The sequence below is a fragment of the Halomonas sp. HMF6819 genome, from assembly GCF_044335525.1.
Taxonomy (GTDB): domain Bacteria; phylum Pseudomonadota; class Gammaproteobacteria; order Pseudomonadales; family Halomonadaceae; genus Vreelandella.
In genome coordinates this window covers 79,520-92,191 of the sequence record NZ_JBIQVY010000004.1, presented here as the reverse complement: position 1 = coordinate 92,191, position 12,672 = coordinate 79,520, and the positions used below count along the sequence as shown (strand labels likewise).

At 60.6% G+C, this 12,672-nt stretch carries 10 protein-coding genes and 4 tRNA genes; 1 reads left to right on the top strand and 13 read right to left on the bottom strand.

All coding sequences use genetic code 11. From position 1 onward, the window contains the following. Window positions 1–3: 3 nt before the first annotated feature. The 13 genes from rpoB to ACGLWX_RS12600 all read right to left on the bottom strand — a co-directional run bounded on the left by rpoB (window position 4) and on the right by ACGLWX_RS12600 (window position 10,499). Window positions 4–4,080, bottom strand: a complete 4,077-nt coding sequence (gene rpoB, locus ACGLWX_RS12660) for a DNA-directed RNA polymerase subunit beta (protein ID WP_396240161.1) — start codon at window positions 4,078–4,080, stop codon at window positions 4–6. Window positions 4,081–4,409: 329 nt separating this feature from the next. Beyond that, entirely contained in the window at window positions 4,410–4,784 is a 375-nt protein-coding gene (rplL, locus tag ACGLWX_RS12655; protein ID WP_252105853.1) for a 50S ribosomal protein L7/L12, read from the bottom strand. Window positions 4,785–4,875: 91 nt separating this feature from the next. Next, complete coding sequence (gene rplJ, locus ACGLWX_RS12650; RefSeq protein WP_263585833.1) at window positions 4,876–5,382, bottom strand: 50S ribosomal protein L10; 507 nt, start codon at window positions 5,380–5,382, stop codon at window positions 4,876–4,878. A 309-nt stretch (window positions 5,383–5,691) separates the two neighbouring features. Beyond that, window positions 5,692–6,384: a 50S ribosomal protein L1 gene (gene rplA / locus ACGLWX_RS12645; protein ID WP_252105851.1), complete on the bottom strand. Its 693-nt coding sequence runs from the start codon at window positions 6,382–6,384 to the stop codon at window positions 5,692–5,694. Between the two features lie 2 nt (window positions 6,385–6,386). After that, complete coding sequence (rplK, locus tag ACGLWX_RS12640) at window positions 6,387–6,818, bottom strand: 50S ribosomal protein L11 (protein WP_252105850.1); 432 nt, start codon at window positions 6,816–6,818, stop codon at window positions 6,387–6,389. A gap of 150 nt (window positions 6,819–6,968) precedes the next feature. Continuing rightward, a complete protein-coding gene (gene nusG, locus ACGLWX_RS12635; RefSeq protein WP_252105849.1) occupies window positions 6,969–7,502 on the bottom strand; it encodes a transcription termination/antitermination protein NusG in 534 nt (177 codons plus the stop codon). Between the two features lie 8 nt (window positions 7,503–7,510). Beyond that, on the bottom strand, window positions 7,511–7,894 hold the full coding sequence (secE, locus tag ACGLWX_RS12630; protein WP_252105848.1) for a preprotein translocase subunit SecE: 384 nt from the start codon (window positions 7,892–7,894) through the stop codon (window positions 7,511–7,513). 72 nt (window positions 7,895–7,966) lie between these two features. Continuing rightward, a tRNA-Trp gene (locus tag ACGLWX_RS12625) sits at window positions 7,967–8,042 on the bottom strand. Between the two features lie 146 nt (window positions 8,043–8,188). Beyond that, window positions 8,189–8,263, bottom strand: a tRNA-Thr gene (locus tag ACGLWX_RS12620). Window positions 8,264–8,296: 33 nt separating this feature from the next. After that, window positions 8,297–8,370, bottom strand: a tRNA-Gly gene (locus ACGLWX_RS12615). A gap of 95 nt (window positions 8,371–8,465) precedes the next feature. Continuing rightward, window positions 8,466–8,549: transfer RNA gene (locus tag ACGLWX_RS12610), tRNA-Tyr, on the bottom strand. 130 nt (window positions 8,550–8,679) lie between these two features. Next, window positions 8,680–9,519 carry a type III pantothenate kinase gene (locus tag ACGLWX_RS12605; protein WP_252105847.1) on the bottom strand — a complete coding sequence of 280 codons (840 nt, stop codon included), beginning with the start codon at window positions 9,517–9,519 and terminating at the stop codon, window positions 8,680–8,682. Continuing rightward, entirely contained in the window at window positions 9,516–10,499 is a 984-nt protein-coding gene (locus tag ACGLWX_RS12600) for a biotin--[acetyl-CoA-carboxylase] ligase (protein ID WP_396240159.1), read from the bottom strand. Before ACGLWX_RS12600 ends, ACGLWX_RS12605 begins: the two co-directional genes overlap by 4 nt. A 163-nt stretch (window positions 10,500–10,662) precedes the next feature. On the opposite strand from ACGLWX_RS12600, the gene typA reads away from it, so the two are divergent. Then, window positions 10,663–12,489 carry a translational GTPase TypA gene (gene typA, locus ACGLWX_RS12595; protein ID WP_252105845.1) on the top strand — a complete coding sequence of 609 codons (1,827 nt, stop codon included), beginning with the start codon at window positions 10,663–10,665 and terminating at the stop codon, window positions 12,487–12,489. Window positions 12,490–12,672: the final 183 nt, after the last annotated feature.

Sequence of the window (12,672 nt, the reverse complement as noted above, 5' to 3'; positions counted from 1 at the left end):
CTCCTAGCTCTCTAACTCGATATCGATGCCCAGCGAGCGGATTTCCTTCACCAGTACGTTGAAGGACTCCGGCATGCCTGCCTGCATGGTGTGGTCGCCATCCACGATGTTCTTGTACATCTTGGTGCGGCCTTCGACGTCGTCCGACTTGACGGTGAGCATCTCTTGTAGCGTGTACGCCGCGCCGTAGGCTTCCAGCGCCCACACTTCCATTTCACCGAAGCGCTGGCCACCGAACTGCGCTTTACCGCCCAGCGGCTGCTGGGTCACCAGCGAGTACGAGCCGGTAGAACGGGCGTGCATCTTGTCGTCGACCAGGTGGTTGAGCTTCAGCATGTACATGTAGCCAACGGTCACCGGGCGATCGAACATGTCGCCGGTACGCCCGTCGTACAGCTTCATCTGGCCGGACTCGGGAATGTCCGCAAGCTTCAGCAGGTGCTTGATCTCGTGCTCCTTGGCACCGTCGAACACCGGCGTTGCCATCGGCACACCGCCCTTGAGGTTCTTCGCCAGCGCAATGACTTCGTCGTCACTGAGCGAATCGATGTCTTCAAGGCGCGTACCCGGGGTGTTGTATACCTGACCGAGGAAGTCGCGGATTTCCGCCAGCTGCTGGCCACGGGCGTCGCGCAGCATGGCATCGATCTTCACGCCCAAACCACGAGCGGCCATGCCCAGGTGGGTTTCGAGAATCTGACCCACGTTCATACGCGACGGAACACCCAAGGGGTTCAGCACCACGTCGACCGGCTCGCCCTTATCGTCGAACGGCATGTCCTCGATCGGCATGATCGCCGAGATGACACCCTTGTTACCGTGACGGCCGGCCATCTTGTCGCCCGGCTGGATGCGACGCTTGACCGCCATGTAGACCTTGACGATCTTAAGCACGCCCGGTGCGAGGTCGTCGCCCTGGGTGAGCTTGCGCTTCTTGTCTTCGAAACGCTCGTCCATCTCTTTACGACGGTTTTCGAGCTGTTCGTCGGCCTGGGCGAGGAGTTCGTTGAACGACTCGTCCTGCATGCGCAGCTTGAACCACTGCTGACGCGGAAGTTCTTCCAGGTAGGCTTCGTCGAGCACATCGCCCTTCTTGAGCTGCGGGCCGCCGTTGACCGCCTGACCGTCCAGGGTACGCTTGAGACGCTCGAACGTGGCGTCTTCGGCGATCCGGTAGGTCTCCTGAAGATCCTTGCGAACTTCGTCGAGCTGCATCTGCTCGATGGAGAGCGCGCGGGAGTCCTTCTCGACGCCGTCGCGGGTGAAGACCTGCACGTCGATGACGGTGCCCTTCATGCCGGTCGGCGCACGCAGCGACGTATCTTTAACGTCGCTTGCCTTCTCACCGAAGATGGCACGCAGCAGCTTTTCTTCCGGCGTCAGCTGGGTTTCGCCCTTCGGCGTGACCTTACCGACCAGAATGTCGCCGGGGCCGACTTCGGCACCGATGTAGACGACACCCGCCTCGTCCAGCTTGCCCAGCGCCGACTCGCCAACGTTGGGAATGTCCGAGGTGATCTCTTCCGGGCCGAGCTTGGTGTCGCGGGACACGCAGGTCAGCTCCTGGATGTGGATCGTAGTGAAACGGTCTTCCTGGACCGCCCGCTCGGAGAGCAGGATGGAGTCCTCGAAGTTGTAACCGTTCCAGGGCATGAACGCGATGCGCATGTTCTGACCGAGTGCCAGATCACCCATGTCGACGGACGGGCCATCGGCGAGGATGTCGCCGCGGGCGACGTTGTCGCCGGGGCGCACGATCGGGCGCTGGTTCATGCAGGTGTTCTGGTTCGAACGGGTGTACTTGGTCAGGTTGTAGATGTCGACCCCGGCTTCACCGCCGATGATCTCATCTTCGTTGACCCGTACTACCACGCGACGCGCGTCGACGGAGTCGATTACGCCGCCGCGGCGCGCCACGGCGCACACGCCGGAGTCGCGCGCCACGAAGCGCTCCATACCGGTACCCACGAGCGGCTTGTCGGCGCGCAGCGTCGGCACCGCCTGACGCTGCATGTTCGCGCCCATCAATGCGCGGTTGGCGTCATCGTGCTCGAGGAACGGAATCAGCGCCGCAGCCACGGAGACGACCTGACGCGGCGACACGTCCATCAGCGTGACCTGCTCGGGACGCATGAACGTGGTCTCGCCACGGTGACGCACCTGCACCAGATCATCAGAGAGCTGGCCGGCTTCGTTGACCGCCGCCGAGGCCTGAGCGATGACGAAGTCACCCTCTTCGATCGCCGAGAGGTGAACGATATCGTCGGTGACCTGACCCGCGTTCACCTTGCGGTACGGCGTCTCGAGGAAACCGTAGCTGTTGGTATGGCTGTAGGTCGCCAGCGAGTTGATCAGACCGATGTTCGGGCCTTCCGGCGTTTCGATCGGGCACAGACGGCCGTAGTGCGTGGCGTGTACGTCGCGCACCTCGAAGCCGGCGCGCTCGCGGGTCAGACCGCCCGGGCCGAGCGCGGAGACACGACGCTTGTGCGTGACCTCGGACAGCGGGTTGTTCTGGTCCATGAACTGGGAAAGCTGGCTGGAACCGAAGAACTCTTTCACCGCCGCCGCGACCGGCTTGGCGTTGATGAGATCCTGCGGCATCAGGCCTTCGCTTTCGGCCATGGACAGACGCTCTTTCACCGCGCGCTCGACGCGCACCAGGCCTACACGGAACTGGTTCTCGGCCATTTCGCCGACGCAGCGAATACGGCGGTTACCCAAGTGATCGATGTCATCGACGTCGCCGAAGCCGTTACGGATGTTGATCAGCTCGCGCAGCACGTCGAGGATGTCGGTGCGATCCAGCACGCCGGAGCCGGTGTCGGATTCACGACGCAGGCGACGGTTGAACTTCATTCGGCCCACACCGGACAGATCGTAGCGATCTTCGGTGAAGAACAGGTTGTGGAACAGCGTCTCGGCGGCTTCCTTGGTGGGCGGCTCGCCGGGGCGCATCATACGATAGATCTCGACGAGCGCCTCGAGCTGCGACCCGGTGGTGTCGAGCTTTAGGGTGTCGGAGATGAACGAACCGCAGTCGAGATCGTTGGTGTAAAGCGTCTCGATTTGCGTGATGCCGCCCTGGGCCATGCGCTCGAGCACTTCCGGGGTGATCTCGGTGTTGCAGTTGACGATCAGCTCGCCGGTCTTGGCGTCGATCTGATCCTTGGCCAGAGTCTTGCCGTAGAGGTACTCCATCGGCACTTCCAGACGCTCGAGTCCGGCCTTTTCCAGCTGGCGGATGTGCTTCTGGGTGATACGACGGCCTTCCTCGACGATCAGCTCGCCGTTACCATCCTTGATATCGAAGGTGGCGGTGTCACCGCGCAGGCGCGACGGCACGAGCTCCACAGAGAAGCCGGACTTCTCGATGTGGAACTTGCTGGTCTCGAAGAATTCGTCGAGGATCTCTTCGGTGCTCATACCCAGCGCACGCATCAGTACCGAGGCCGGCAGTTTGCGGCGACGGTCGATACGCACGAACACGTTGTCTTTCGGGTCGAATTCGAAGTCGAGCCAGGAGCCGCGGTAAGGAATCACGCGAGCAGAGTACAAAAGCTTGCCGGACGAGTGGCTCTTGCCCTTGTCGTGATCGAAGAACACACCGGGTGAGCGGTGGAGCTGGGAAACGATTACCCGCTCGGTACCGTTGATGACGAAGGTACCGTTCTCGGTCATCAGGGGGATTTCCCCCATGTAGACTTCTTGCTCTTTGATATCTTTAATGGCTTTATTGGAAGAGTCGCGATCATAAATGATCAAGCGAACCTTCACGCGCAGCGGTGCCGAGTAGGTGACACCGCGCAGCTGGCACTCTTTTACGTCGAACGCCGGCGTGCCGAAGCGGTAGCTGACATACTCGAGCGCGGCGTTGCCGGAAAAGCTCTCGATCGGAAAGACGGACTTAAACGCCGCATGCAGACCGACCTCGTGACGCTCGTCAGGCGAACGGTCCTGCTGGAGAAAGTCGTAGTAGGAATCAAGCTGGATCGCCAGCAAGTAAGGCACATCCATCACTTGGGGCAGTTTGCCGAAATCCTTGCGGATGCGTTTTTTCTCAGTATATGAGTAAGCCATCTGTATTCCCCAGCTTGTTCACCATGGGTGGCCGATGCGTGGTCATCTGCCCCGCGGGCGTTTCAGACGCAGACAGCAAGCTCCTAAATCGGTAGCTCGCCGTCAAAAATCTTGATAGATAACAGTGTTATCCGACGCTCATTCGGGTATAAAACCCTTTAACGACGATACCAAACACCGGTCTTACTGTGTGGCTGCCCTATTGGCAGCCTTTCTGCATAACACGGCAGCGCGTTTGATGCCAGCTACAACAGAAAAAGGCCGGCAGCGGGAGGGCCCGCCGCCAGCCGTGGAAGCTTACGCCGCGCGTAAAGCCACCGGCACAAGAATTACTTGAGCTCGACGGATGCGCCTGCTTCTTCCAGCTTGGTCTTCGCAGCTTCTGCGTCGTCCTTGGACATGCCTTCTTTCAGCGTCGCCGGCGCGCCGTCGACGGCACCCTTGGCTTCTTTCAGGCCAAGACCGGTGATTTCGCGAACGGCCTTGATGACGTTGACTTTCTTGTCGCCAGCAGAGGTCAGAACCAGGTCGAACTCGGTCTGCTCTTCAGCGGCAGCGGCGTCGCCACCAGCGCCCGGGCCAGCGACAACAGCGGCGGCTGCAGATACGCCGAATTTCTCTTCCATTGCTTCGATCAGCTCGACAACTTCCATTACGGACATGTCGGCTACAGCATTGATGATATCGTCTTTGGACAGTGCCATTGTTTCATTCCTAACTTTGCGGGAGTCTTACGACTCGGGATTCGTTGCTCGGTTCAGGCAGCGTTTTCACGCCGCCAGCAGGGGAAGCGGTTTACGCCGCTTCGGCTTCCTGCTTCTGGTCGCGCAGGGCGGCCAGGGTACGAACCAGCTTGCCAGCGGAGGCTTCTTTCATGACCGACATCAACTTGGCGATAGCCTCGTCGTAAGTCGGCAGGGTTGCCAGACGGTCGATGTCGGCAGCCGGAATCAGCTCACCTTCGTAGGCCAGCGCTTTTACTTCGAAGTTCTGCTCGGTCTTGGCGAACTCCTTGAACAAACGAGCGGCAGCGCCCGGATGATCGGTGGAGAAGGCCAACAGAGTCGGGCCAACGAAGCTCTCGGTCAGACACTCCCACTGAGTGCCCTCGAGGGCGCGGCGTGCCAGGGTGTTGCGGACAACACGAATCTGGACGCCATTCTCGCGCGCTTGCTTGCGCAGGTCGGTCATTTTGCCAACCGTCACGCCGCGAGAATCGGCAACTACGACGGAGAGTGCGTCCTTGGCCGCTTCACTCACCTCGGCAACAATCGCTTTCTTGCCTTCAAGTGCTAGTGGCACAGTGATCACTCCTTCGTGCCGGACCTTCAAGGCCCGGTGGTTACCATCTCTTTCGGAGCCAACCGCTCCCCGAAAGCCGTAGGGATGGTGCTCACCAGACAAGCGCTGCTTAAAAGCATCAACCAACTGGCGGCCACACCATCTGCGCAGGCGCTTTGAGCGATTAAGCCATCGAGACGTTGCCTCGGCTGGCACCTGCGGTCTTTGACGGCGCTCCACGCATGCGTGGAGGACCGCAAAGTTCTTGCCTTACTTCTGTCAGGCGCGCCGGGCAGTGCCCGGCGCGCCTCCATCGAGTTCCGACGACGTTTAGACGTAAGCGGAGTGGTCGATGGTGATACCCGGGCCCATGGTAGTGGACAGGGTCATTTTCTTAAAGTAGATACCCTTGGACGTGCTCGGCTTGAGACGCTTCAGGTCAGCGACCAGCGCTTCCAGGTTGCCGGCAACGGCGCTCGCTTCAAAATCGATTTTACCCAGCGTGGTGTGGATAATACCGTTTTTGTCGGTGCGGAAACGTACCTGACCGGCCTTGGCGTTTTTCACCGCGGTGGCGACGTCCGGCGTCACGGTACCAACTTTCGGGTTCGGCATCAGGCCGCGCGGGCCGAGGATCTGACCCAGCTGGCCCACAACGCGCATGGCGTCCGGCGAGGCGATGACGACGTCAAAGTCCATCACGCCCTTTTTGACCTGCTCGGCCAGCTCGTCCATGCCCACGATATCGGCGCCGGCTTCTTTAGCGGCGTCGGCGTTGGCACCCTGGGTGAACACGGCAACGCGTACGTCCTTGCCAGTACCGTTAGGCATGACGGTAGCGCCACGAACGACCTGGTCGGATTTACGCGGATCAACGCCCAGGTTGATCGCCACGTCCACGGACTCCTTGAACTTCACGGTGGAGAGCTCGGAGAGCAGGTTGACCGCTTCTTCCAGAGAGTACGCTTTCTTGGTGTCTACTTTGGCGCGAATGTTCTGCGCGCGCTTGGACAGTTTAGCCATGATCAGAGACCCTCCACGTTTAGGCCCATGCTACGAGCGCTACCAGCGATCGTGCGTACGGCGGCGTCAAGATCGGCGGCCGTCATGTCCGGCTCTTTAGTGCGGGCGATCTCTTCGAGCTGCTCGCGGGTCACGGTACCGACTTTTTGCTTGTTCGGTACGCCAGAACCGGACTTGATGCCAGCGGCTTTTTTCAGCAGCACGGCAGCAGGCGCGGTTTTGGTGACGAACGTGAAGCTACGGTCGGAATAAACGGTGATCACGACAGGCGTCGGCAGACCGGCTTCAATATCCTGGGTTGCAGCGTTGAACGCCTTGCAGAACTCCATGATGTTGACGCCGTGCTGACCCAGCGCGGGGCCGACGGGCGGACTCGGATTGGCTTTACCTGCAGCGACCTGCAGTTTGATATAAGCCTGTACTTTCTTGGCCATGGTGATTACTCCAGTTGGGTGATAACGCCTGACGGCTCCCCGGTGTACGTAAAACGGCCAGTGCCGCTTTACATGAAAATCGTTTTATTGCGCGGTCTCGTTCGACCGGCCTATCCTGCCCTGCTCTTTTCCGGCTCGCTCTTTCTCGACCTAGTCCTTCTCGACCTGGGAGAACTCGAGCTCTACCGGCGTGGCGCGACCAAAGATCAGCACGCTGACCTGCAGACGGCTCTTTTCGTAGTTCACTTCTTCGACGACACCGTTGAAGTCGGCGAACGGCCCGTCGGTGACGCGCACTGACTGGCCCGGCTCGAACATGGTCTTCGGCCGCGGCTTGTCGGTGCCATCCTTGACGCGATGAAGAATAGCGTCCGCTTCGCGGGTAGTGATCGGCGCCGGCTTCTCCTTGGTGCCACCGATGAATCCCATTACGCGGGGCGTCTCGTTGACCAGGTGCCAGGTTTCGTCGACCATTTCCATCTCGACCAGCACGTAGCCCGGATAGAATTTGCGCTCACTCTTGCGGCGCTTGCCGTCGCGCATTTCGACCACCTCTTCCGTTGGCACTAAAATTTCGCCGAAGCGGTCTTCCATGCCATACATCTTTACCCGCTCGATGAGCGAGCGCATCACGTGCTTTTCAAAGCCGGAATAGGCGTGGACGACATACCAACGTTTGGACATGAAAACTCCTAACCAATGACGCCGGACATTGCCCAGCCAAGAAGCGTGTCGATCAACCAGAGCATCAGGCCGACCACCATGACGGCCACCAGCACGATGGCGGTGGTCTGAATGGTTTCGGCGCGCGTGGGCCAAACGACCCGTTGAATCTCTTTCTTGGCGCTAACCGCAAGCTCGACCAGAGCGCGACCCTTGGTCGTGGTCAGCGCAATGAGACCGGCACCGACACACAAAAGCACAACGCCTAACACCCGGTAGAGCAAGGCGACATCGGCAAAATACGTGTTACCCACAACGGCAACGACAAGCAGCGCCGCGACGGCTACCCACTTGAGGCCATCGTGACGTGATTGTTGCACCTCGGCGCCAGGTTTTACGGAACTAGGCTTCATGAAAACGAGACTCCTCAGGGTGCAGCAAGCGACTTGGAATTCTTGAAAAAGACATACCAACCTGGGGAAGGTTGGCAGGCCAGGAGGGACTCGAACCCCCAACCTGCGGTTTTGGAGACCGCTGCTCTGCCAATTGAGCCACTGGCCTGTATCATCGTGTGCGTTTGCACACCTGCGCTACAGCGGGCGACATGATAGCGAAGAACCGCCATCTTGACAACCCTTACACATCGTCTACCGCATCGCGCGGCGACAAGACAAAAAAAGCGAGCAATGCCCGCTTTTTTCGAAATATGGAGCTCATGGACGGAATTGAACCGTCGACCTCACCCTTACCAAGGGTGTGCTCTACCCCTGAGCTACATGAGCTTAACTTACGCTACAAATCGACAAACGCTTGACTGGAGCGGGCGGCGGGAATCGAACCCGCACCATCAGCTTGGAAGGCTGAGGTTCTACCATTGAACTACGCCCGCTTGATCAAACATGAATCAAAAACCGGCAAGCTCAACCGAAAAACACGCCTTGCGGCTTTCAACTCCAGCAGCAAAAACCAACGCTGCCGTAAAACTGGTGGAGAGGGAAGGATTCGAACCTTCGAAGCTTTCGCGGCAGATTTACAGTCTGCTCCCTTTGGCCACTCGGGAACCTCTCCAGCTGTGGCGGCACATTATGCCAGCCTCCAAAACAGTGTCAAGCCAGATAGCTACTTAATTTATCAAAGCTTTTGACTCAGCGCACACCGCTTTCACGGGCCGCACTGCCTTGGAACGCGCTGCATTCTGTCAAAGCAGCATGGAAAAAGCAAGCGCTGCGCGAATTTTTTCCAGCGCCACCGGCTCGGGCACTCGCGGGGCGCCTGCCATGCGCCCGGCGCGCTCGGCGAAGGTGAGCGGAAAACTCGCCTCCAGCCCGCCATACACCATATCCGGCCACACCGCGTGGGGTACACGCACTCCGCGGGAGATTACCCGCGCGTCGCCACCGGTCAACAGCATCGGCAGCGTGACGCCCTGCTGGTCGCACACCTCGCTGTACACCCGATTGATCGCGCTGACCGCCGCCATATAGATGCCGTGATTGACCGCGTCCACCGTGCGCCGACCAGGCTCCAGCAGCGCCTCGGCTTCGCTGTCCGGGTCGATCGCCACGTTGCGCGTGCCAAGCTGCAGGCTCTCCTTCATCAGCCTGAGCCCGGGAATGATGAAGCCACCCAGGTGTGTGCCGCCGGGAAGCACGAAGTCGACGGTGATGGCGCTACCGCAGTCCACCGCGCAGCAGCCGCCGGCGAGTTGGTAGCCCGCCAGCGCCCCCATCCAGCGATCCACCCCGAGCTTGCCCGGCTCGTCGTAGCCGTTGATCACCCCAAGCGATTCGGGCAGCGATTTGGCGACGAAGACGTGGCGCACCTGGCGGCGCAACAGCTTGACCGTGTCGTCGAGCACCGCGGCGCGGGCGACGCTTGAAATACGCACCGCCTCGACCACGTCGAGATCCGGGATGTCAGCGCCAGGGCGCCACTCTTCCCGCGTCCATACCGCCCCGCGCGAGCGAATCTCGCTGCTCGCGGCGTCCTTCAGGCGCCACTTGGAAAGCGTATTACCGATATCAAGATCCAGAATCATAAGCGCCTGCGTACGCTGATCTCACCGCCGGACAAACGTCGCGTCTGGCCGTTTTCGCTCACCCAGAGATTGCCGCTGTCGTTGACGTCGCCGGCGACTGCTTCGCTTTCCCGGGCGCCCTGAATGACGCGCACATTGAGCCCCTTGTAGGCGTGGCGCGCGTTCCACTCGTCGCGCCAGACGCCAAAGCCGCGCTCCTCGAAGCCGGCGAGCATGGCCAGAAGCTCTGCGATCACCTCGGCGGCGAGCTGATTGCGCGAAAGCGCCGGCACCTCATCGAAAAGGGCGGCCACCGGCTGGTCGATCGTCTCACGCAGGCTCTGGGGCAAAAAGAGATTCATGCCCATACCGATCACTGCCTCGCAGGGGCCGGCGGCGTCGCCGGTCACCTCGATCAGGATACCGGCGAGCTTACCGAGCTCGCCGTTCTTGTCAGAAAGCAACACGTCGTTGGGCCACTTAAGCTTTGGCGCCACCCCGTGGCGCTCAAGCACCTGAGCCACCACCACGCCCACCGCCAGACTCAGCCCTTCAAGCGAGGCCACCCCGGCCTCGAAGCGCCAGCCGAGCGAGAGCATCAGGCTCTGCCCCCAGGGCGTGGACCACACCCGCCCACGCCGCCCGCGCCCGGCGGTTTGCAGCTCGACCAGGCACACTTCGCCGTGGCCGGCGCCCTGATCGAAGCGCGCGCGCAGATACTCGTTGCTCGAGGGGAGCTGGTCCTCCACGAACAGCCGCGTCAGCAGATGGCGCGCCTCGGCGGGAAGCTCCGATACGACCCGCTTGCCGTCCAGCGGCTCAAGCGGCTGGGCCAGGCGGTACCCGCGGCCTTTCACCGCGACCAGCTCCACACCCATGGCATCGAGCTTCTTGAGCTGTTTCCACACCGCGGCGCGGGAAACGCCCAGCGCCTGGCCGAGCGCCTCGCCGGAATGGACGTCGCCATCGCTTAACAAACGCATCAGGTTGCCGATGGTCATGTCCTTGCCCCAGTTGGGAAAACGCCTATCTTACCGGATGCGCCCAAGCGGCGAAAACTGCCGCCATTGGGTTATTGACTTGCCTCTTTATTTAAGACAGCGCTGGTAGTCGCCCCACCCCAGACCCTATAATGCCGCCCTATTTTTCCAGCAGGATCGCGTCGTGATCGAGAATCTTCGTAACATTGCCATTATCGCCCACGTTGACCACGGTAAGACTACCCTGGTCGACAAGCTGTTGAGTCAATCCGGTACGCTTGATCGTAAGGCCGAAGGCCAGGAGCGCATCATGGATTCGAACGACCAGGAGAAGGAGCGCGGTATCACCATCCTGGCCAAGAACACCGCTATCAAGTGGCAGGATGACAAGGGTACGGACTACCACATCAACATCGTCGACACCCCCGGGCACGCCGACTTCGGTGGCGAAGTCGAGCGCGTCATGTCGATGGTGGACTCGGTCCTGCTGCTGGTCGACGCCGTCGACGGCCCGATGCCGCAAACCCGCTTCGTCACCCAGAAGGCGTTCGCCCAGGGCCTGAAGCCGATCGTCGTGGTCAACAAGATCGACCGCCCCGGCGCGCGCCCGGACTGGGTCATCGACCAGATCTTCGATCTGTTCGACAACCTCGGCGCTTCTGACGAGCAGCTCGACTTCCCGATCATCTACTGCTCGGCGCTCAACGGCATCGCTGGCATGGAACCGGACGCGCTCGAAGAGAGCATGGACCCGATGTTCAAGTCGATCGTCAACATCGTCGAGCCGCCCAAAGTCGAAATCGACGGTCCGTTCCAGATGCAGATCTCCGCGCTCGACTACAACAGCTACGTCGGCGTCATCGGTCTTGGCCGCATCAAGCGTGGTAGCGTCAAGCCCGGCCAGCAGATCAGCGTGATCACCAAGGAAGGCAATACCCGTAAGGGCAAGATCGGCCAGGTGATGACCCACATGGGTCTCGAGCGTGTGCAGACCGACGAAGCCACCGCCGGCGACATCGTTTGTGTCACCGGTATCGAAAATCTGGCGATCTCCGATACGCTGTGCGACGTCAACACTGTCGAAGCGCTGCCGCCGCTGACCGTCGACGAGCCGACCGTTTCCATGACCTTCCAGGTCAACGACTCGCCGTTTGCGGGTAAAGATGGCAAGTACGTTACCAGCCGCAACATTCGTGACCGCCTCGAGCAGGAGCTGATCCACAACGTGGCGCTGCGTGTCGAGCAGGGCGAAACCCCGGAGAAGTTCAAGGTCTCCGGTCGTGGTGAGCTGCACCTGTCGGTACTGATCGAGTCCATGCGCCGTGAAGGCTTCGAGCTTGCCGTTGGCCGCCCCGAGGTCATCATCAAGGAGATCGACGGCGAGAAGCAGGAGCCCTACGAAGAAGTCATCATCGACTGCGAAGAGCAGCACCAGGGCGCGATCATGGAAGAGCTCGGCTACCGCAAGGGCGAGCTCTCCAACATGAACCCGGATGGCAAGGGCCGCGTGCGCCTGGACTTCATCATCCCGGCGCGCGGCTTGATCGGTTTCCGTGGTCAGTTCCTCACGCTGACTTCCGGCACCGGCATCCTGACCAGCCGCTTCGATCACTACGGCCCGCTCAAGCCCGACGCCTCTATCGAGCGTCGCAACGGCGTGCTGGTCTCCATGGTCGGCGGTAAGGCGCTCTCCTACGCGCTTTACACCCTGCAGGAGCGCGGCAAGTTGATCATCGATCACGCCACCGAAGTGTACGAAGGCATGCTGATCGGTATCAACAACCGTGCCAACGACATGGTCGTGAACCCGACCAAGGGTAAGAAGCTCGACAACATGCGCTCCACCGGTAACGATGAAAACATCGTGCTGACGCCGCCGATCAAGTTCACTCTGGAGCAGGCGATCGAGTTCCTCGACTCCGACGAGCTGGTGGAAGTGACCCCGTCGCACATCCGTCTGCGCAAGAAGCACCTGACCGAAAACGAGCGTAAGCGCGCCGGCAAGAAATAAGCCCGCCGCTCGCCCCGAAAGCCCGCCACCGCGCGGGCTTTTTTGTGCCCGGCGTTTAGGCTCGCGCGCATTTAACGCGCTGGTTAACGCAGCCTAAACGCAAGGGGGCTGGAAAGCGGCTCCGTTCTGTCGCAAAGTAGATCTCGAACCGCGCCCAAGAACGCGGCTATCCTACAATTCATA